Annotated in this window: 20 protein-coding genes; 8 read left to right on the top strand and 12 right to left on the bottom strand. The window is 58.4% G+C overall.

Translation table 11 applies throughout. The features are described from left to right. Window positions 1-74: 74 nt before the first annotated feature. From E5K02_RS16860 to queA, 4 genes are all read right to left on the bottom strand, one after another. Window positions 75-524 carry a hypothetical protein gene (locus E5K02_RS16860; protein ID WP_135396379.1) on the bottom strand — a complete coding sequence of 150 codons (450 nt, stop codon included), beginning with the start codon at window positions 522-524 and terminating at the stop codon, window positions 75-77. A gap of 456 nt (window positions 525-980) precedes the next feature. After that, window positions 981-1,760, bottom strand: coding sequence for an enoyl-CoA hydratase-related protein (locus E5K02_RS16855; RefSeq protein WP_135396378.1), 780 nt, complete (start codon window positions 1,758-1,760; stop codon window positions 981-983). A 74-nt stretch (window positions 1,761-1,834) separates the two neighbouring features. Next, window positions 1,835-2,599, bottom strand: coding sequence for a 2-C-methyl-D-erythritol 4-phosphate cytidylyltransferase (locus tag E5K02_RS16850; protein ID WP_135396377.1), 765 nt, complete (start codon window positions 2,597-2,599; stop codon window positions 1,835-1,837). A gap of 114 nt (window positions 2,600-2,713) precedes the next feature. Then, on the bottom strand, window positions 2,714-3,763 hold the full coding sequence (gene queA, locus E5K02_RS16845; RefSeq protein ID WP_135396376.1) for a tRNA preQ1(34) S-adenosylmethionine ribosyltransferase-isomerase QueA: 1,050 nt from the start codon (window positions 3,761-3,763) through the stop codon (window positions 2,714-2,716). 190 nt (window positions 3,764-3,953) lie between these two features. Here queA and E5K02_RS16840 point away from each other — a divergent pair, with 190 nt between their 5' ends. The 3 genes from E5K02_RS16840 (at window position 3,954) to E5K02_RS16830 (ending at window position 7,581) form a co-directional block, all read left to right on the top strand. After that, window positions 3,954-5,213, top strand: a complete 1,260-nt coding sequence (locus E5K02_RS16840; RefSeq protein ID WP_135396375.1) for an ABC transporter permease — start codon at window positions 3,954-3,956, stop codon at window positions 5,211-5,213. 207 nt (window positions 5,214-5,420) lie between these two features. Continuing rightward, window positions 5,421-6,284 carry an LOG family protein gene (locus E5K02_RS16835; protein WP_135396374.1) on the top strand — a complete coding sequence of 288 codons (864 nt, stop codon included), beginning with the start codon at window positions 5,421-5,423 and terminating at the stop codon, window positions 6,282-6,284. A gap of 127 nt (window positions 6,285-6,411) precedes the next feature. Further along, a complete protein-coding gene (locus E5K02_RS16830) occupies window positions 6,412-7,581 on the top strand; it encodes a lycopene cyclase family protein (protein ID WP_167856459.1) in 1,170 nt (389 codons plus the stop codon). 135 nt (window positions 7,582-7,716) lie between these two features. Here the strand turns inward: E5K02_RS16830 and E5K02_RS16825 are convergent, their stop codons facing one another. The 3 genes from E5K02_RS16825 to E5K02_RS16815 all read right to left on the bottom strand — a co-directional run bounded on the left by E5K02_RS16825 (window position 7,717) and on the right by E5K02_RS16815 (window position 10,198). Next, a complete protein-coding gene (locus tag E5K02_RS16825) occupies window positions 7,717-8,457 on the bottom strand; it encodes an ABC transporter ATP-binding protein (protein WP_135396372.1) in 741 nt (246 codons plus the stop codon). A gap of 81 nt (window positions 8,458-8,538) precedes the next feature. Beyond that, window positions 8,539-8,760: a DUF2795 domain-containing protein gene (locus E5K02_RS16820; RefSeq protein WP_019948259.1), complete on the bottom strand. Its 222-nt coding sequence runs from the start codon at window positions 8,758-8,760 to the stop codon at window positions 8,539-8,541. A 133-nt stretch (window positions 8,761-8,893) separates the two neighbouring features. After that, on the bottom strand, window positions 8,894-10,198 hold the full coding sequence (locus E5K02_RS16815) for a DUF349 domain-containing protein (RefSeq protein ID WP_135396371.1): 1,305 nt from the start codon (window positions 10,196-10,198) through the stop codon (window positions 8,894-8,896). 529 nt (window positions 10,199-10,727) lie between these two features. On the opposite strand from E5K02_RS16815, the gene ettA reads away from it, so the two are divergent. Continuing rightward, window positions 10,728-12,392: an energy-dependent translational throttle protein EttA gene (gene ettA / locus E5K02_RS16810; protein ID WP_135396693.1), complete on the top strand. Its 1,665-nt coding sequence runs from the start codon at window positions 10,728-10,730 to the stop codon at window positions 12,390-12,392. Between the two features lie 66 nt (window positions 12,393-12,458). Here ettA and E5K02_RS16805 read toward each other — a convergent pair whose 3' ends face one another. The 3 genes from E5K02_RS16805 to E5K02_RS16795 form a co-directional block, all read right to left on the bottom strand. Further along, on the bottom strand, window positions 12,459-12,683 hold the full coding sequence (locus E5K02_RS16805; protein ID WP_135396370.1) for a hypothetical protein: 225 nt from the start codon (window positions 12,681-12,683) through the stop codon (window positions 12,459-12,461). 41 nt (window positions 12,684-12,724) lie between these two features. Then, window positions 12,725-13,123, bottom strand: a complete 399-nt coding sequence (locus E5K02_RS16800) for a DoxX family protein (protein ID WP_135396369.1) — start codon at window positions 13,121-13,123, stop codon at window positions 12,725-12,727. 345 nt (window positions 13,124-13,468) lie between these two features. Next, window positions 13,469-15,091 (bottom strand): Na+/H+ antiporter, encoded by a 1,623-nt coding sequence (locus E5K02_RS16795; RefSeq protein ID WP_135396368.1) that lies wholly within the window; start codon window positions 15,089-15,091, stop codon window positions 13,469-13,471. Window positions 15,092-15,202: 111 nt separating this feature from the next. Between E5K02_RS16795 and E5K02_RS16790 the strand changes: the two genes are divergently transcribed. Then, a complete protein-coding gene (locus E5K02_RS16790; RefSeq protein WP_167856458.1) occupies window positions 15,203-16,162 on the top strand; it encodes an HNH endonuclease in 960 nt (319 codons plus the stop codon). A 64-nt stretch (window positions 16,163-16,226) separates the two neighbouring features. Here the strand turns inward: E5K02_RS16790 and E5K02_RS16785 are convergent, their stop codons facing one another. After that, window positions 16,227-16,619, bottom strand: coding sequence for a winged helix-turn-helix transcriptional regulator (locus E5K02_RS16785; protein ID WP_135396366.1), 393 nt, complete (start codon window positions 16,617-16,619; stop codon window positions 16,227-16,229). Between the two features lie 174 nt (window positions 16,620-16,793). Between E5K02_RS16785 and E5K02_RS16780 the strand changes: the two genes are divergently transcribed. Beyond that, the gene (locus E5K02_RS16780; protein WP_135396365.1) at window positions 16,794-17,711 is read left to right on the top strand and encodes an NmrA family NAD(P)-binding protein; all 918 of its coding nucleotides are present in this window, start codon (window positions 16,794-16,796) and stop codon (window positions 17,709-17,711) included. A 180-nt stretch (window positions 17,712-17,891) separates the two neighbouring features. On the opposite strand, the gene E5K02_RS16775 is transcribed toward E5K02_RS16780, so the two are convergent. Further along, window positions 17,892-18,275: a hypothetical protein gene (locus tag E5K02_RS16775; protein WP_135396364.1), complete on the bottom strand. Its 384-nt coding sequence runs from the start codon at window positions 18,273-18,275 to the stop codon at window positions 17,892-17,894. Window positions 18,276-18,549: 274 nt separating this feature from the next. Here E5K02_RS16775 and E5K02_RS16770 point away from each other — a divergent pair, with 274 nt between their 5' ends. Continuing rightward, on the top strand, window positions 18,550-19,167 hold the full coding sequence (locus tag E5K02_RS16770; protein WP_135396363.1) for a toll/interleukin-1 receptor domain-containing protein: 618 nt from the start codon (window positions 18,550-18,552) through the stop codon (window positions 19,165-19,167). Between the two features lie 270 nt (window positions 19,168-19,437). Further along, entirely contained in the window at window positions 19,438-20,394 is a 957-nt protein-coding gene (locus tag E5K02_RS16765; RefSeq protein WP_240737328.1) for a cation diffusion facilitator family transporter, read from the top strand. Window positions 20,395-20,418: the final 24 nt, after the last annotated feature.

Genomic DNA, 20,418 nt, shown 5'->3' with positions numbered 1-20,418 from the left:
CCTCAATAATACGAGGGGCGCAAGCTGTGGGGGCTTGTTTGCGAAAGCGTAGTGAGAGATTTTTCCGGAATCAGCTACTTTTTGGAATGCAGGGTCAGGGTAGCTATTCTGTCACTGGTGATGATGCATTTGCTGACATAATAAATCCCGTCGCCGTCGCCGTTCCAGTACGAGTTGTAGGTGTAGGAGGAAACACCCGTAGTGGGGTTGAGCGTCAGGGGCGGCATCAGGTATTCGGGCACGAGTCCTGTCCAAACCGAGGTCCGGTTGCCGGAGGGTGTTTCAACGTAGTTGCTCTGGGTCATGTCGATGCCGGCGGCCAAACCCGTTAGGCAGGTACACATACCCACTTGAAAGTAGTTTTTGGCGACCAGCGCTCCGCCGCCCTGCGCTGCGGCACTGCCAGCGGCAGTTGGTTGCCCTGCGGTGCTCGGATAAACGGAAGTACTCTCTTTGTCGCAGCCGGTGCACAATATGCCCAAACTCAGCATAGTGGCTCGGAAGTAGGTGTCGGGGTGTATCATGGCAATAGGGGGTTAGAAGTGGCTGAATATGAACGACTTTTAATAACTTAAATCAAAATATGTATAGTTAAAATAGGTATTAGAATATTTATGGCATCTTCTCCCCAAGTGAGCTGTATAAGGAGAGTACTCGTCGAAAATTTAAATAAGCAAAATCAATATATTGGGTTTAAGTACCTGAATTACAAGGCATTAAAATATTTGGCTTTTGTTGGAAAATAGCCGTGTAGATAATTTTTAGCCGGTTTCCATGCGCTATGCTTCTAGCTACCTGTTCACGGGCTTGTACATGAAAAAAGCCTGCTCTAGGCAGGCTTTTTCCTCGGTACTTACTTGTTGCTCTCGTCTGTTGTCTGATAGGAAGCGGGTAGCAATTGGCCGCTACGCAGCTCATTTTCGGCTGATGATTAGTAAGAATGGCCTTTTACTACGCAGTAAAGCTATGCCTGAAGAGAACTAGAGGCCTTTAAAAACCGGCTTGCGCTTTTCCGTGAAAGCGGCAACTCCCTCCCGATAATCTGCTGATTCTCCGGCCGCCTGCTGGCACTCAGCTTCGTAATCGAGCATTTCATCCAGGGAGGAGGAGCCGGCTTTGTTGAGCATCTGCTTGATCAGGCCAATGGATTTGGTTGGCGCCGAAGCATACCGAGCAGCCAGTGCTGCTACCGCCGCGTCGAGCTCAGCGGGCGCCACTACCTGATTGACCAGCCCCAGGCGCAAGGCTTCCTCGGCCGTCACTTTGGAGCCCAGCGTGCACAGTTCGAACGCTTTGAGCGTGCCTACCAGCCGCGGCAGGAAGTAGGAAGAGCCCGAATCCGGCACTAAGCCAATATTGATGAATACCTCAATCAGAGAAGCATCAGTAGAGGCCACCAGCACGTCGCAGGCCAGGGCCAACGAGCAGCCTGCCCCGGCAGCCACCCCGTTGAGGCGCCCGATGATGGGCTTTGGCAAGTTGCGCATAGCCCGAATAATGGGGTTATAGCGCTTGTGCAGGGTTTCGGCAAAGGAAAAATTGGCCTCGTCCTGGGTAGCTTTCAAATCCTGACCCGAGCAGAAGGCCCGGCCAGCACCGGTCAGTACCACCACCCGCACCGAGTCGTCGGCAGCTACTTTCGCTAGCGCGTCTTGCAGCTCATAGCTCTGCGGATTGTTGAAGGCGTTGAAGACTTCCGGGCGATTCAGGGTAATAGTCGCGACGCTGTTCTGGACTTCGTAGAGCAGGCAGGTATACATAAGCGGAATGTAGCGGGTGGATGAGTAAGAGAGCCGAAAAGTACGTCGAACGGGGCACATAGCCCGGGCCAGCCTCAGGAAGTGGCCTGCTCGGCCCGCAGTAGCGCTTCCGCAACAATCAGGTCTTCCGGCGTCGTGATTTTCAGATTACGATAGTCGCCGGGTACTAGATAGATGGGCTGCAGGTCTTCCACCACGCTGGCGTCGTCAGTAAAGGTGGGCAGCTCAGGCAGCTGATAAGCGCGCCGAAGCAAGTTGAGCTCAAAGCACTGCGGCGTTTGCACCAGGCGCAGGCGCGAGCGGTCCAGGGCATACGAGCCTTGCTGAGCCAGCCCCCGCACCGAATCCTTGGGTGCTACGGCGGCTACGGCGGCCCCGTGCGCCGCCGCTGCCGTGTAGGTCTGCTCGATAACCTGGGCCGAAACCAGGGGCCGCACCCCATCGTGCACCGCCACGAGCCCCGCCGGCCGATGTATCAGGTAAGCCAACCCATTGCGCACGGAGGCCCAGCGGGTGGCGCCCCCGGCTACCACCGCGTGTGGCAGCCTTACTTGGTGCTCCTGGCACAGCTGCTGCCAGGTCGCAAACTGCTCGGGGGGCAGCACCACCACACACTCTTCCACCTGCAGGGCCGCCTCCAAAAAGCGTCGTAGGGTGTGTAGCAGTACCGGTTCGCCCAGCAGGTTCAAAAACTGCTTGGGGCGGTCGGCTCCCATCCGCGTACCGCTGCCCCCAGCCACCAGAATAGCGAATCGGGGGGTGGATGCAGATGGACCGCCAGTGTCGGGGGCAGGTACTGATTTGGGCCCGGTTAGGTCAGGCGTGAAGGGGGGGCGCATGGGTAGGGAGTCGAAATTCAAGGCAAAGTACGCAGCCCCGCTTTTACGCAAAACGCCGAATACCCGGCGGGCATTCGGCGTTTGTAGTAGTAGGCTACTGCCCGCAGCGGGTGGCTACAGAATCAGCATGGCGTCTCCGTAGGTGAAGAACTTGTATTTCTCCTTAATGGCAAGCTGGTAGGCTTCAATCAGCAGCTCATGACCCGCAAAAGCCGACGCCATCATCATCAGCGTGCTTTCGGGCATGTGGAAGTTGGTGAGCAGCGAATTGGCAATCTTGAATTCGTGGGGCGGGAAGATAAACTTATCCGTCCAGCCCTGATTTTCTTTCAGGCGGGCGTGGGCCGATACCGACGACTCCAGGGCGCGCATTGTGGTGGTACCCACGGCACACACCCGCTTCTTGGCGTCCAGAGCCCGGTTTACGACCTTAGCCGAATCAGCCGGCACAATGAAGTTCTCGGAGTCCATCTTGTGCTTGGTCAGGTCTTCCACGTCCACGGGGCGGAAAGTGCCCAGGCCCACGTGCAGCGTTACCGGTACCATGTCGACCCCCCGGATTTCCAGGCGTTTGATAACTTCCCGGGTAAAGTGCAGACCAGCCGAAGGAGCCGCTACCGCGCCTTTGTTCTTGGCGTAAATCGTTTGGTAACGCTCTTTGTCAGCCGGCTCGGCGTCGCGGGTGATAACCTCGCGGGGCAGGGGCGTTTCGCCTAAGTCGTTTAGCGCCTTGTAGAACTCCTCATCCGAGCCATCGAACAGAAACTTGATAGTCCGGCCGCGCGAGGTGGTGTTGTCGATAACCTCGGCCACCATGTCGCTTTCCCCGAAGTACAGCTTGTTGCCCACCCGGATTTTGCGTGCCGGATCCACCAGCACGTCCCAGAGGTGAATTTCCTTGTTCAGCTCGCGCAGCAGGAACACCTCGATTTTAGCGCCGGTTTTTTCCTTATTGCCATACAGGCGCGCCGGGAAGACCTGCGTATCGTTGACCACGAATACGTCGCCGTCGTTGAAATACTCGATGATTTCCTTGAATACGCGGTGCTCGATCTTGCCACTGTCGCGGTGCAGCACCATCAGGCGCGACTCATCACGAGTTTTGGCCGGGTGTTGCGCCAGGAGGCTTTCAGGCAAGTCAAATTTGAACTCGGACAGTTTCATGGGCTAACAAAGGCAATAGGAGGGGAAGCTAACAAATTTTTGGGTTGGCAAAAGTACGTACAATGGTCGGATAAATCGTTACTTTTCGCCCGAAAAGGTGAGACGGTGCTTCATTACTCATTACCCTAGTTAGGCAAGCCTATTTTGTCACCACGTTATCCGCACCCTTTCTCACCCCCTATCCTGACCTATGAAAACGCTGCGCCTAACTTTAGAGAGCTTTCGATTTGCGTGGCAAGCCCTGAAATCCAATCTGTTACGAACGGTCTTGTCGCTGCTGGGTGTCACGGTGGGCATCTTCGCCATCATTGCCGTATTTGCCGTCGTCGACTCCCTGGAGTCCAACGTGCGCAAGAGCATGAGCTTTGTGGGCGACAAGGTGATTTATGTGGGCAAGTGGCCCTGGGCTTTTGGGGGCGAATACCCGTGGTGGAAGTACTTTAACCGGCCCGTGCCCACGGTACGCGAGTTTCGGGAATTACAGAAGCTGCTGGGTCCCAACAACAAAGGGGTAGCCATCTTCGGGGCCGTCGGAGGCAGCGTGCTAAAATCGGGCAGCAACAGCGTATCCGATTGCGCCCTGCAGGGCGTGAGCTTTGAGTACCGCAAGGTATCCGATGTGCCCATTGCCGAGGGGCGGTATTTCACGTCCCAGGAAGTAGACGGAGCCCGCAACGTGGCCATTATCGGGGCTACCATTGCCGAAAACCTGTACCCCAACGGCAGCGCCATTGGGCAGGAGTTCAACGCCCGGGGGCGCAAGTTTGTGGTCGTCGGCGTGATGCAGAAGGAAGGCAAGAAGCTGCTCGATACTCCCAGCAACGACACTAACTGCCTGATTCCCTTCGGTATGTTCACCAAGATGTTTGCCCTGAATACCGGCGGCATGACGGGCGTAACCCCCACCATTGCCGTCAAGGGCTCCGACGACGACCCCGGCCTGCTCGATCTGGAATACGAGCTGCAGGGCGTGATGCGCAACATCCGGGGGCTCAAGCCGCGGCAAGAGGACAACTTTGCCCTGAACCGCCCCGAAATGCTGGCCAATGCCATCAGCCAGCTGTTTTCCATCATTGGCGTAGCCGGGGCCGTTATCGGCTCGTTTGCCATGCTGGTAGGGGGCTTTGGTATTGCCAACATCATGTTTGTGTCAGTCAAGGAGCGCACCAACATCATCGGCATTCAGAAGTCATTGGGCGCCAAGAACTACTTCATTCTGTTTCAGTTTCTTTTCGAAGCCATTTTTCTGTGCTTAATTGGCGGCGCGGCGGGCATTTTCCTGGTGTACCTGATTACGCTGGTTCCCCAGGACTCTCTGCCGATGTTCTTATCCGCTGGAAATATTGTGTTGGGGCTGACCGTGTCCGTGGTTATTGGCGTGCTGGCGGGCATTATTCCGGCCGTGTTGGCGTCGAATCTAGATCCGGTAATTGCCATTCGGTCGAAGTAAAACGGCAAGCAGGTAACTAAACGGCAAGAGGTTAGGCTATTGTTAACAAATTGTTAACTTGCACGCCCCAAAATTTAGTCGCCTTGTCTTCGCAGGGCGGCTTTCTTTTGTCCCCCCACTCTTTTTTATTTTTTCACTAGCGGGTCGGCTGTACCGCTACGGGCAACATGTTGCCTCCGGCTGACCCTGCAATTCCCATGTGTAGCCATGACCAAACTCAAGAAAAACAGTCGGACCAAGGCGTCCGATGAAATCCTCAACGCGGGCAGCGGCAAGACCATCGTTCAGCCCAACGTCAACGACAACAAGGTCACCAGCATCAGCGACATTCGGGAGCAAACTCACGGGGAGCGCACCGTGCAGCTCGACGACGAACAGCGCATCCGCAAGGCTTTTGTGGATAAGGACTGGAACGAAATCAAGATTGCCGACTCCTGGCAGATCTTCAAAGTAATGGCCGAGTTCGTGGAAGGCTTCGAGAAGATGTCGAAAATTGGCCCCTGCGTGTCTATTTTCGGTTCGGCTCGGACCAAGCCCGATAACCCGTACTACCAGATGGCGGAGGAAATTGCCTCCAAGCTGGTGCGTCATGGCTACGGCGTCATCACGGGTGGGGGACCCGGCATCATGGAAGCGGGCAACAAAGGGGCCCGCGCCGAAGGCGGTAAGTCGGTTGGCTTGAACATCGAGCTGCCCTTCGAGCAATTCCACAACATCTACATCGACTCAGACAAGATCATCAACTTCGACTACTTCTTCGTGCGGAAGGTGATGTTCGTCAAGTACGCCCAGGGCTTCATCGGCATGCCCGGCGGCTTTGGCACCCTGGATGAGTTGTTTGAGGCTATTACCCTAATTCAGACCAAGAAAATCGGTCGTTTCCCCATCGTGCTGGTTGGTACCAAGTACTGGCAGGGCATGTTCGACTGGATTCAGCAGGTAATGCTGGAAGACGAGCACAACATTTCGCCCGAGGACATGAACCTGGTGCAGCTCGTGGATGACGCGGCCTCGGCCGTGAAAATCATTGACGATTTCTACTCTAAGTACTTGCTGTCGCCAAACTTCTAGGCCAGCAGTTGTGCCATATACGAAAAGCCGGGTTATTCCCGGCTTTTTTTATGTGCAGCCCGTTTGCCGATGTGTGCTCCGTGGCTCCCGCGGCAACAAATCCGGGGCGGGCTGCTTTATTTGTTTTGTGAAGTCTGACTACGATTATCTACTTGCCGGAGGCGGGGCTGCGGGCCTCAGCCTGGCCTATCATATCAGTCAGGAGCCCCGCCTGCGCGACAAGCGGGTGCTGCTGCTGGAGCCGGCCGCCAAAGACCAGAACGACCGGACCTGGTCGTTTTGGACGGATGGTCCCACGCCGTTCGATTCGATAGTGGCGCACGATTGGCAGCAGTTGGCTTTCCGCAGCCCCGGCTTCGAGCGGGTTTTTCAGTTGCAGCGCTACCGGTATAAGATGATTCGGGGCCTGGACTTCTACCGCTTCGTGCGGACCGAGCTGGCTCAAAATCCGCAGTTCACGTTGGTGCAGGCTTCCGTAGAAACGCTCCGCAATGTGGCTACGGGCGTGGAGGCGCATACCAGCGCGGGCCTCTATACAGCGCGCCTGGCTTTCGACAGCCGCCCGCCCGAGCTGGACAGGCAGCCGGAGAAATACCGGTATCTGTTGCAGCACTTTGTGGGTTGGGAAGTGGAAACGGAGCAGGATGTTTTTGATCCGGCGACGGTCGAGTTCATGGATTTTCGGGGAGAGCAGCAGCAGGAAGCCCGGTTTATCTACGTGCTGCCGTTTGGCCCGCGGCAGGCGCTGGTCGAATACACACTCTTCTCCGAAATGCCCCTGCCTAAAGCTGAATACGAAGCCGCCATCAGGCACTACTTGGAGCATACCTTACAGCTGACTACCTACAGAGTCGTTGGTGAGGAGGTCGGGGCCATTCCTATGACCGACCATCCGCTGCCGGCTTCGGCCGGGCCGCATATCGTTCATCTGGGCACCCGGGCAGGGCGGGCCAAACCTAGCACTGGCTACGCGTTTCAGCGCATTCAGCAGCATAGCGCCCACTTAGTACAGGCGTTGGCCAGCACCGGACACCTGCCTAAGAACCTGACCAACGACCAGCCGCAGTTTCACCTCTTCGATACCCTGCTACTCGACATCATGCGGCGGCGCGGCGAAGTTACCCGCGACATTTTTACCGAGCTGTTCCAGCGCAATCCAATCGAGCGGGTGCTGGCCTTTTTAGACGAGCGAACTTCCTGGCCCGATAATTTTCGCATCATGAATTCCGTTACACCCTGGCCATTTCTGCGGTCCATTGCCCACGTGCTGCGCGGCCGACCAGGAAAACGGTCGTAAGGGGCGGGTCCTGGCGAGGGGTAAGCTGAAACCGATACCATCCCCCAACGTGTGCTGAGCTTTCTTTTACCAGGAAGCTACGCTCCACACGCAGCAGTAAAGTTCTTGCTGGGCGCCGCTCGGGCGCGGTATCTACTACCGTATGGCCAAGCTTTCCTCACTTTCCAGAAAGGCTCTTTCCAACTGCACTGTGGCAGCGGACAAGGGCAGTAATTGGGGTTTGGGGCGGGAAAGGTTGAGCAGGAAGCCCGGTAAGCCAGCTAGGTTGTCGAGGTCGTGGGTGATGCAGAGGATGGTTTTACCGGCCTGCGTGACCCAGCTTTGGAGCAGGTCGAAGACGCGGCGACGGTAGTAGACATCCAGCTGCTGGGTGGGCTCGTCGAGGAGGTAGAGCGGAGCATCCTGCAGGGCCAGCTGCGCCAGCCACACCAATTGCTGCTCACCGCCTGAGAGCTGGGTAAAGTCGCGGCGTGCCAGGTGCCGGGCCCCGACGCGCTGCAAAGCGGCTTCGGCTAGTTCGTAATCATGCCTTTGGTAGGAGCTCAGAAAGGTATGGTGGCGGAAGCGGCCCATGACAACTAGCTCCCGCACTTCAATCGGGAAGCCTACCGAGCTGCGCTGGGGCAGGTGAGCCAGCAGGCCCGTGACCGTGGGACGCCGCACTTGCCGCAGGTCCTGGCCGGCCACGTGCACGGTGCCTTGGTAAGCAATCTGCCCCGTAAGGGCCCGAAACAGCGTGGTTTTGCCGCAGCCGTTGTGGCCGATAATGGCGACAAAGGCTGGCTCGGACAGGCATAAAAAAAGGTTGCGGAGTAGAACACGTTGTTCGTACCCCGCAACCAGATTTTCAATCGTTAGAACGGAGAGCTTAGACATCAGAACTGAGAGATGGACAAAAGTTCTACCGACCAATTCACTCGGTCTAAGTTCTAAACTCTGAGTTCTGAACTCTAAATCTTAGTACTCGTCTTCGTTGAACATGAAGTCTTCCTTGGTCGGATAGTCCGGCCATACTTCTTCGATGTTCTCATATGGCTGGCCGTCGTCTTCCAGAGCTTGCAGGTTCTCTACGACTTCCATCGGGGCGCCCGAGCGGATAGAGTAGTCAATGAGTTCATCCTTGGTGGCAGGCCAGGGGGCATCTTCCAGATACGAAGCCAGTTCGAGGGTCCAGTACATAGTCGTGTGTGCTACAAAAAAAGGTTGGCAAAAGTAGTGTTAAAAAGTAATCAGTGAGCCGCCTACTTGCAGAACACGGCTCGGGTAGAATGGTTGCTTTGGCAGACAACGTAAAATACCGCTGAATGTTGGGCTACGCAACTAAGCGCCGCCGCAAGATTTCAATTAACTCAGTTTTAGTGCGAATTTTCCGGTCAAATGCCCGCACTTTGCCTTGCAGCATCGTCCGGAACGTATCGTTGCCGGGCGAGTCGCTGAGCTTGCCCAGGTTTTCCTCCAGTGTGATACGCTCCTGCTGATCCGACTTGATAAAGTCGCGCAGGGCCTGAATCCGGGTATTCACTTGGTCTTCCTTCGACAGCGTTTCGGGACTGCCTGCCTGCCGCTTCCGGATGAAGTGCTCCAGGGCGCTCATCTCAAATACCTTGTCGCAGGCCAGGATAAACTGCTCCCACACCCGGTCCGACTCCTCGCCGCGCACGGGCCCCACCTTTTTCCAGGCAGCCTGTAGCTCTTTGGCGCGGGCTACGGCCTCGTTCATTGGTCGGTTGAGCAGGGCATCGGCTTCGGCCACCAGGGCGCGCTTGCGGCTCAGGTTGTCATCGGGACCCGTTGATACCGTCTCCACCTTTTTAGTGTTGATATGCTCCTTCAGGCGCTCGAAGAAGTGGTTGTGCGCCGCCCGGAAGCGGGTCCACAGGTCGTTGGCCTGTTTGCGGGGCAAGGAGCCGCCGACTTCCTTCCACTCCTGCTGCAGCTGCTTGAGCTTGGCGGTGGTGCCTTCGAAATCGTCGGAGTTCTGCAGGGCTTCCGACTTGTGGATCAATTCCTTGTACTTGTCGAAAACTCGGTTGGTCATGGCCTTTTTCTGGGCCATGAAGTCTTTTTTCTTAACGAAAAACTCTTCTACTGCGTCGCGGAAGCGGGTTTCCAGCTCGTCAGTAATCTGCTTTTCGACCGGGCCGGTCTTGATCCAGGCCTGGCGCAGGTCCTTGAGCTTGTCGCCGGCAGCCTGCCAGTCGATGGTGTCGCGCAGGGCTTCGGTTTCCTGAATCAGGCTGATCTTGGTGGCCAGGTTTTTCTCCCGGTTGCGGGCAATGGTCACCTTGATGTTGTCCTCGGCCTCCGAAAGCCGGCGGTGCAGGCTTTCGAAGTCGCCGAGGCCGTCGTAGCTAGCGGTTTGCTCTTTCAGGTGCAGGGCCTTCATCAGGAAAGATCCCTTATTCTCAGACTCCTCCATTTTCTGCAGGAGCTCATCGACTTTGGCGCGGAAGTTTTCGAAGCGTTGGGCGAAGTAAAGCAGGGCGGCTTCTTCGGTGTCTTTTACTAGGCCAACCTGCCGGGCCGGCAGATCCATGATTGGTCGCAGCCACACCTGGTCGCCCTCGATGTAGCCATAACGGCGAGCTTCGGCCAGTAAGTGGTCTTGTTGTTCCATAAACTAATAACGCAGGGCGAATAGGGGTGAAGGGGGGTTCAGGACGGAAATATGTAAAGATTTACGGCATGCCTAACAGTTCCACGTGTTTTTTAAGGGCTCCCGGCCAATCTGGGGAAAACTTAGGCCCGACTCCCTACCTTTGACAAGCCAGTACGAACGGAGCTGCTTTGCGGGCCACTCCAGCACTGGGCTTCTGAAAGGTAGGCTACGCACTGTTAGCCTGCACGGTTATGGCAGCGAAGCCTGCAGGAGCCCTCGACCTGAACAGGCAATTACAACGAATAAAACGGGTTAGAATGCCTCAATGAGCCCGCAAAATATCGAGTATTAGCAAATCGCCAACTGTTTAACGATTCTGCCGGCTTCGTTCGACAAGGTGCAGGAGGGAAAAACTCCCACAAACTGCTAAAAAAACCGGGTGTCGGGTTCGGCGGCGCGTGGCCGGTTCAGTTTTCTTCCCGAAATTTCCATTTCATTTTCCTGTTTGCCCAGGGCCCTGGGCGCCTTTACTACCAACCACCCCTCCATGAGCGACCAGACGATTATCTTTTCGATGGCCGGCGTGACCAAAGTGTATCCGCCGCAAAAAACTGTTCTCAAAAATATTTACCTCTCGTTTTTCTACGGGGCCAAAATCGGGGTACTCGGTCTGAACGGCTCGGGTAAATCCAGCCTGCTCAAAGTTATTGCCGGCGTCGATAAGCAGTTTCAGGGCGAGGTGGTGTGGTCGCCGGGGTACACGGTGGGCTACCTGGAGCAGGAGCCCCAACTCGACCCCACCAAGACGGTGCTGGAAGTAGTGCAGGAAGGCACGGCCGAAACCGTGGCCCTGCTCAAGGAGTTCGACGAAATCAACGAGGCCTTCGGGGCCGAGGATGCTGATTTCGACAAGCTACTGGAGCGCCAGGGCACCGTGCAGGAGCGCCTCGACCAGCTCGACGCCTGGAACCTGGACTCCAAGCTGGAGCGGGCCATGGACGCGCTGCGTACCCCCGACGCCGACGCCATCATCGGCAACCTCTCGGGCGGGGAAAAGCGCCGCGTGGCCCTGTGTCGCCTTTTGCTGCAGGAACCCGACGTACTCCTGCTCGACGAACCCACCAACCACCTCGACGCCGAGAGCGTGCTGTGGCTGGAGCAGCACTTGCAACAGTACAAGGGCACCGTCATTGCCGTAACCCACGACCGGTACTTCCTCGACAACGTGGCCGGCTGGATTCTGGAGCTGGACCGCGGTGAGGGTATTCCGTGGAAAGGCAACTACTCCTCGTGGCTGGAGCAGAAGTCGAACCGCCTGGCTCAGGAAGAAAAGACGGAGAGCAAGCGCCAGAAAACCCTGCAGCGTGAGCTGGAGTGGGTGCGCATGGCTCCCAAGGCGCGGCAGGCCAAGAGTAAAGCCCGCCTGGCCGGCTACGACAAGATGGTGAACGAAGACGCCAAGGAGAAAGAGCAGAAGCTCGAACTCTTCATCCCCGACGGGCCGCGCCTGGGCTCCCAGGTAATTGAGGCCGAGGGGCTGACCAAGTCGTTTGGCAACAAGCTGCTGTTTGAAAACCTGAGCTTCGCGCTGCCCCAGGGCGGTATTGTGGGCATCATTGGGCCCAACGGCGCGGGCAAAACCACCTTGTTCCGCCTCATTACGGGGCAACTGCAGCCCGACGCCGGCACGTTTGAAGTAGGCCCTACCGTGCAGACTGCCTACGTAGACCAGCAGCACGACACGCTGGAGCCCAACAAGTCGGTATTCGAAACCATTTCGGGCGGCACCGAAACCATGCTGCTGGCCGGCCGGCCGGTGAATGCCCGGGCCTACGTGAGCAACTTTAACTTCCGCGGCGGCGACCAGGAAAAGAAAGTGGGCAGCCTCTCGGGCGGGGAGCGGAACCGGGTGCACCTGGCTACCACGCTGAAGCAGGGCGCCAACCTGCTGCTGCTCGACGAACCCACCAACGACCTGGACGTGAATGCTATTCGGGCCCTGGAAGACGCGCTGGAGAACTTCGCCGGGTGCGCCGTCATCATCAGCCACGACCGGTGGTTCCTGGACCGCCTGGCTACCCACATCCTGGCCTTCGAGGGCGACTCGCAGGTGGTGTGGTTCGAGGGCAACTTCTCGGATTACGAGGAAGCCAAGAAGAAGCGCCTCGGCGACGTGGAGCCCAAGCGCGTGCGGTACAAGAGCCTGGGCTAACCCGTACGAGTTACAAAAGCAAAGCGCCGCTGGAAGCATTTCCAGCGGCGCTTTCGTTGGTCCCAACTACACTTCATCGGGTAGCACTTCGGCCTGGAAGCCCGCCGTGCGCAGAAGCTGAATCAGGCTGGATGCCGGAATAGTGCCACTGCGCGATTCTACCCGCAGGATTTTGTCGCAGTCGTCCAGGTCGAAATTGGCCCGGTACTGAGTAAAGGTTTGGTGGATTTGCTTTAGAAGCAGCCGGGCCTGGCGCTGGGCCCGGACGTTGGTTTTAAAGACTTCTACCATGGCGCAGATCATTGAAAACAGGTCAAGAGCAGCTCGCGCATTTAGGCTACGCTGAGCTCCGCCGTGGGCGTCGGGCTTGCCTGAGCCCGGCGCCGGTTGGTACGGTACGACACCGCTATGATAAGAAAGCCCACAGTAACTGGCAGCCACTGGCTCAGTGGATCGCCTACGGACAGGCCTGAGTACATAGCTCCCAACAAGTCGAAAACGAAGCCAGCGTAGGCCCATTCGCGTAAGCGCGGGAAGCCGGGTACCAGCAATGCTAGCACACCCAGAAGCTTGGCTACGCCTAAAAATGGCAGCAAATAGGCCGGGTAGCCCAGGTGCTTGAGGCCTTCCACAGCCTCGGGCGTGCTCAGCACGTTGATAATACCCGACATCAGCATCATGGCGCAGAGAAAGCCGGTCGAAACCCAGTAGAGAATGTTGGTCGTTTTCATAGCGAGAAGCAGGAATAAGGAGGAGGGTTGAACAGTGAGAAAAAGCAGCGGGGTTGTACCCTAAATTTTGATGCTAACAAGAGTAGTGTTGAGGGCGTAGGCGGGACTTGATTGCCAACAAATTTAGTAAAAGTGGCTTCCTGGCAGCAGGGCTGATTCCGACTTATTGCGGGTGTATTGCGACAGGTGAATATTCGCCGCAGTGGTTGCCTGGCTCTGGGCGGGAGCCCCCGAAATCAGTAGCCGCCGCCACTTTCCTCCGGTGCCGGCAGCTCAAAGTTGGCTGGCACCGGAGGAAAGTGGTGGTAAGCAAGCGGTGGGCTATACTGGTAGCGGCGTGGGCCACTAGTGCGGCATGTGGCTGATTTTGGCCTCGTCCAGGTCGAGCTGGGCTTCTTGGTGGCGCAGCATTTCTTCCTCAAATACGTCTTCCTGGCGCAGTACGAAGAGCTCCTCGCGCTGCACCTGCAGCACGTCGAGCAGCACCTGATGATAGCGCTGCAAGGCCCGGCGCTTCGTTTCGTCGTAGTCGAGAGCTTCGAGCAGGTTGCCGGTGCGCTGGGCCTCGGCCTGCATGCGGTGCTGCAGGGCACTGATCATCTCATTTTCCTGGATATCAGCCTCATAGTTGCGGGCTAGGTGGGCCAGGGCCACGTGGCGCAGGCGCAGCCGGATGCCGGCTTCCTGCTCGTCGGTGGGCATGCGCTCCTCCAGGTCGGCCACGCCAGTCAGGCGAATGATGGCGGGTAGGGTCAGGCCCTGAAACACGAGGGTTACCAGAATCACGACGAAGGTGATGAACAGAATCAGGTTGCGCTGCGGGAATGCCTGCCCATTGCTCAGCAGCAAGGGTACCGAAAGCGCCGAGGCCAGCGACACGACTCCGCGCATTCCGGCCCAGCCAATGATAACCGGGCCCTGCCACCCAGGGCTGGTTTCCTGGGTCCGGATGCTGCGAAACAGCCAGCGTGGCACAAAGGCCGCCGGGAACATCCAGACCAACCGGATAACGATGACAATGGCGCTGATGATGAGCCCGTAGGTAATAGCCTGTTGCAGCGAATAGTTGCCCAGGCCCTGAACCGCGACGGGCAATTCTAGTCCGATAAGAATAAACACCAGCCCGTTGAGGGCGAAGCCCACGCTGGTCCACACGCTGGCCGTTTGCAGGCGCGTATCGGCGTCGAAAACCCGGTGGGAGTGGTAGGACAGCATCAGCCCCCCGCTGACCACGGCCAGCACCCCCGAGAAGTGGAATTCCTCGGCCAGCAGGTACATCACGTAGGGCGCCAGAAACGTCAGCACCGTGTTAATACTGGGGGTGGTAGGTAGGTATTTATGAATCAAGTAGAAGCCGTAGCCCACCGCTAGGCCCACCACCAGGCCCATCCCACTAGCCAGCAAGAAGCTGGTAATGGCCGCGTGCCAGGAAAACGTGCCCGACACTACCGCCGCCAGCGCGAAACGAAACACAATCAGGCTGCTCGCGTCGTTGATCAGACTCTCGCCTTCCAGAATACTGGTCACCCGGCGGGGTACTTTGATGCCTTTGAGCACCGAGGTGGCGGCTACCGCATCGGGCGGGGAAATGATACCTCCCAGCAGAAACCCCAGGGCCAGGGTAAAGCCCGGAATAATACTGCTTGAGACGTAGGCCACGATAGTAGAGGTGAAGAACACCAGCCCGAAAGCCAGGAGGGCGATAGGCCGTTTCCAGCGCCAGAAATCTTTCCAGGAAGTGTCCCAGGCGGCCTGGTAGAGCAACGGCGGCAGGAAAATCAGGAAGATCAGGTCCGGGTCGATGACGATAAGGGGCAGGCCCGGCACGAAGCTTAGAGCCAAGCCGGCCAGCACCAGAAAAATAGGGTAGGAGATGCGCAGCTTCTGGCTCAGCATCACGAGCAGCAGCATGGCAAACAGCAGGCCCAGAACCAGCAGTATCGTTTCGTGCAGGGCGTTGTCGTGCATAAGGAAGGCAGCTAGGGGCCGGGCCTTTCACCCGCCCGGAGCCGGAAGGTAGCCGCTCGACAGCAAAAATGCCACGGACCGGCGCTTAGCCTGCGTATCTTGTCCTTTCCTATGCCCGACCTGGCCCACTACCTCACCCGTTTCCGCAAGCTCAACACCAGTAGGCTGGCCGGGGAAGAGGCGCCCTACAAGCCGGCCCTGCTGCTGGCCGTGCTCGAAGGAATTGAAGAGGAGAGCATCCAGGACAACCAAATCGTTATCAGTGCCGAGCTGCTGGCCGCCTTCCAAAGCAACTGCCGGGATCTGAGCACCTCGGGCCGGTTTCGGGCCAACAATTTCGCCCTGCCATTTTACCACCTCACCGGCGACGGGTTCTGGCACCTGCGCACCCATGTTGGCCAGCCGTTGGTGCTGACTTCCTCGGGCTCGCCTCGCAGCCTGGGCCACTTGCGCCAGGTGGTGGCCTACGCTGCCCTCGACGAGCCTCTGTGGCAACTGCTTCAGGACCAAGCCACCCGCCACATATTTCGTGATACGCTGCTGGCCCGCTACTTTCCCCAGACCCGCTTCCGTTACCGCCCCAGCGCCGGTCCCGATACCTTGCAGGTGCTGGGGCAGCAGATGCTACAGGAGCCGGCCGCCGTTTACCAAACCCACCTCAACCTCGCCGATGAAGTAGAAACTGCCGTGCGCAGCGCCGTTTTTAAGCGTGAAGTGCTCAGGGTTTACAACTATACCTGCGCCATTTCCGGCCTGCAACTTATCAGCACCAGCACCACGGCCCCGGCTCCGCTACTCGACGCCTGCCATATCGTGCCCTGGTCCATTAGTCACGACGATACCATCGGCAACGGCCTGGCTCTGACGCCCACCCTGCATCGCGCCTTCGACCGCCACCTCATCCGCATCGACCAGGACTACCGGGTGCACGTGGCGGGTTCCTTCCGGGAGCTGCGCGGGCAGGAGCACGGCCTGCAGCAATTTGAGGGGCAGCAGCTGCGGCTGCCGGAGCGGCCGGAGTGGTGGCCGCGCAAGGAGGGATTTGGGGCGTCGTGTTTGGCAGGTATGTAAAGGGTAGCCTAAGAAGCACCTGCACTAGGTTGTTCCCACACCCATCAGCGAAAGCTCAGCCGCCTCAGGCCGCTTCTTCCAGCTTCCGGTTCCGGTCGCGGTAGCTCTGGCCCCAGCGGATGAGCTCGGTAAACATAGGCTGCACCTGCCGGCCATACTCCGTCAGCTGGTACTCCACTTTAGGCGGCACCTGCTGGTAGACGATGCGCTCCACAATGGCGTCGGCTTCGAGCTCCCGCAACTCCTGAATCAGCATCTTCTCGGTTACCTCCGGCATCAGGCGGCGCAGTTCCCCGTAGCGCTGGGGACCAGCCAGCAGGTACGACAAGATCAGAAGCTTCCATTTGCCGCCCAATACGTTGAGCGTAGTGCGCACCGGACAGACGGCGCCGGCGGGCTGTTCGGCGCACGTGGCCCAGTAGGCTTCGGCTTGCTGCTGTTTTGTGAGCTTGCTCATAAAAATTTAGTCGTTGAGTATCAGCATTACTGAGAAAAAGGTAGGCACCCTACCAAAGAGTAGGTACTTGCCTAAATCGAAGGTAAAGAATTTCCTTTGACCCATCCAAGACGCGGCACTGCAGGCTGCGCCGGGGTAGTCTTCTTTACCCACGATTTTTCAACCAACTTTCTGATGAGCAAGCACATTGTAGTACTCGGCGCCACCGGCCATATCGGCACCCACCTGACCCACCTGCTGCTGGAGCGCGGCCACCGCGTAACGGCCGTGGCCCGAGCCAGTCAGCGACTCAGCGCCCTGGAGGCCGCCGGGGCTCAAACCCGGGCCGGCAGCCTCGACGACACCGACTTTCTGACCACCGTATTGCGCGAGGCCGACGCGGCCTTTCTGATGCTGCCGCCCAACGCCAGCGCCCCCGACAACCTGGCCTACCAGGCCGCAGTAGGAGAGAGCGTGGCCACCGCCGTACGGGCCGCCGGCCTGCGCCAAGCCGTGAACCTGAGCAGCATTGGGGCCGAGCTGACGGCCGGCACGGGCCCGATTGTGGGCGTGCACTACCAGGAGCAGCGCCTCAACGCCGTTGAGGGCCTAAACGTGGTGCACCTGCGCCCGGCCTACTTCATGGAAAACCTGCTGGCCGGTATCGGCCTGATTCAGGGCATGGGCATCAACGGCTCGGCCACCCGGCCCGACGTCAGCTTTCCGATGATTGCCACCCGGGATATTGCCGCCTACGCCGCCCAGGTTCTGGAAGCGGGGGTACCGACCGGCAAATCGGAGCAACTGCTGCTGGGCCCGCGCGACTACACCATGCAGGAGGCCACCGCCATTTTCGGCCGCGCTATTGGCCGGCCCGAGCTGCCCTACGTGCAGTTTTCCTACGACCAGGCCCGGCAGGGCATGCTGGGTGCCGGCCTCTCCGAGTCGATGGCCGACCTCTACCTCGAAATGACCCAAAACCTGAACGAGGGCCGCATTATGCAGCATGAGGTGCGCACCCCGGCCAACACTACTCCCACGACGCTGGAGCAGTTTGCCGAGCAGGTATTCGTTCCCGCCTTCCAGGGAGCGGCCCAAGCGGCCGTTTCGTAAACAGGCTTAGTCAGTCTGCCCCGGCGCCTACATTCCGCTTTGAGTAAAAAATAAGCCCGTCTTTCGGGGAATGATATGACGGGCTTTTTTACTTGGCTTAGCCGAGCTGAATTAACGCAAACCGACCGTTCCGAAAATAGCTCGGAACGGTCGGTTTGCTGTTATCCGGGGCCGTAAACGCTAGCTATTGGTTGCGTCGTCGATGGTGCCGCCGTCGTTGGCCGTGCTGGGCGCTTGGCCGCTGTCGTTGTAATCAGTGCGGTCCTTGGTGGTATGCTGGGTGTGGTGCTTGCCCTGGTTATCGTCGCCGCCCCCGGTGTTTTTGGATTCCGCGTTGGGCTCGTCGCCACGGTGGCTGCTGCCGCGGGCGTCGCGCACCTCGGCACCGCCGTCGTTGCCGTGGCTGCCGCCGTGGCGGCCGGTGGTGTCATTGGGGCCGGCGGGCGTTTGGGTGGCGTTGCCCTGTTGCTGGGTGCCTACGCCGTGGGTGTTTTCTGGGCGAGGCGTATCGGTGCCGTCGTTGGCTAGCTGGGCCTGGGTGCGGTTATGCTCGTTTTGATTCATAGCGAAGAGTGGAGTGGTAGAGTGAGAAGTAAATGGAGAAGACTCAAATGCTATACGCGCTGTGAGACAGGTAGTTAATGGTTGAGCTTGTATTCCGGGTCTTGGGTAGCTGCGCTTTTACCAGCGCCCCAGACCCACTTGTCGGGAGGATAGAGTTGGTGCTTAGCATCGGGCCTGAGCTGGCTGCCAAAAAAACTAATCCTAATTAGTTTTGCTAATAAGATTAGTTATTGCTAATTAGCTTGGGTAAAACCTTGCTCTACCTTTTTTTGCTATGGAAACTGCCCGTACCAGTGTCTTCATCAGTTACAGCCACGCCGACTTGCATTGGCGGGAAATGCTGACGCTTCATCTACACCCCCTCGTCCGCGACCAGCAAGTGCACGTCTGGAGCGACAAGGATATTCGCAAAGGAGAGCGGTGGCAGGACCGGATTCGTCGGCAACTGGCCCAGGCCAGAGTGGCTATTTTCCTGGTTAGCGCCGATTTTCTGGCCTCCGACTTTATTCACGCCGAAGAGTTGCCGCCTTTGTTGGTGGCCGCCGAGCGGGAAGGAGCCATCCTGCTTTCCATTATCGTGCGGCCCTGTGCCTTCCGGGACTCCCCACTCAGCAGCCTGCAAGCGGTGAATAATCCCTCCCAGCCGCTGTCGGGCATGAGCAAAACCCAGCGGGAACGGGTGATGCTCAGCGTCTACGAAGAGTTGCGCGACGTATTCAGGGCCCAGCCAGAGAAAACCCAGCCGCCGGAGCCGCCCGCCGAGAAGCCGGCAAGGGTAAGCCCGGGCCGGACCCGACCGGCTTCGGCTAAGCCAGGCCCTAAGCCGGGAGCTAAAGCAAAGCCTAAATCCGGGAAAGATGCGTCGGGTCCAGCTACATCAGGGCCTAAATGACGGGCCTACATTGCCAGAATTGCCAAGTAGATGCAGTTGGAAAGGGGGAAGAATTCAGGGGCCCGTTGGGAAAGAACAGCCCAGGTGCCGAACTCACCGGGCCGCCAGACGACGCTAAGTAAAATGCGGTATGCTGGTGCGGTAGCTGGGAGGGAGCAGGCAGAGCAGATTTACAGAAAAGGGCTACCTCGACCACAGCCCTGCGGCTGCCCGGGCCGTACTACCAGAGCCCGGCTTAAGCTGCTACCTGGCCTGCTAACTGTATATTTTGTGACAACTACCGCTTCTTCCGCCGCAGCGGCCACTACCGACGCCCCGCCCTCCAAGACCGCCATTGTAGCGGCTCTAGCCGCCAACTTCGCCATTGCCATCATCAAGTTTGTAGCCGCTTGGTTTACCGGCAGCTCAGCTATGGTCGCCGAGGGCATTCACTCCGTGGTAGATACTGCCAACGAGTGGCTGCTGCTGCTGGGGCTGCGCAAGAGCCAGCGCCCGGCCCACGCCGGGCGGCCTTTCGGCTACGGGCGGGAGCTGTACTTCTGGTCATTTATCGTGGCCATTTGCATTTTTGCCATCGGTGGGGGCATCTCCTTATATGAGGGCATCGAGCACCTGCGCCACCCCACGCCCCTGCGCGACCCCACCTGGAACTACCTTGTGCTGGGCCTGGCTTTCGTGTTTGACGGAGCCTCTTTCCTGGTTGCCCGGCGCACCTTCAACGCCCAGCGGGGGCGGCAGTCGTTCTGGGCCGCCTTCCGGGGCAGCAAGGACCCTTCCATCTTCGTGGTGCTCTTCGAAGACGCGGCCGATTTGCTGGGTCTGATCGTGGCTTTTCTGGGTGTTTTCCTGAGTCATCTGTTCAACAACCCGGCCCTTGACGGAGTGGCTACGCTTTGCATTGGGCTTATTCTGCTGGTCGTGGCCGGTCTGCTGCTGCGCGAAAACAAAAGCCTGCTGCTGGGTGAGCCGGCCGATGCCGGGCTGCTCGATGAGCTTACGGCCCTGGTACGGGCCGAGCCTGAAGTGCGGGCCGCGGCGCCGCCCCTGTCGTCTTACCTGAGTCCGCATGAACTGCTCATGGTAGTACGGGTCGAGTTTGCGCCGGAGCTGTCCGCCGCCGACCTGACCCGCACCGTGGAGCAGTTGCAGGCCAGAATTCAGGCGGCATACCCGGATGTGCGCCACGTCTTTATCCAGCCCGCCCGCCTAGGCAAGTACTACCCGTGAATACCGTAGTAAAGTGGTCCAGTA

The sequence above is a fragment of the Hymenobacter metallicola genome (assembly GCF_004745645.1).
GTDB lineage: Bacteria > Bacteroidota > Bacteroidia > Cytophagales > Hymenobacteraceae > Hymenobacter > Hymenobacter metallicola.
This window is presented reverse-complemented; position numbering and strand designations above follow the sequence as displayed.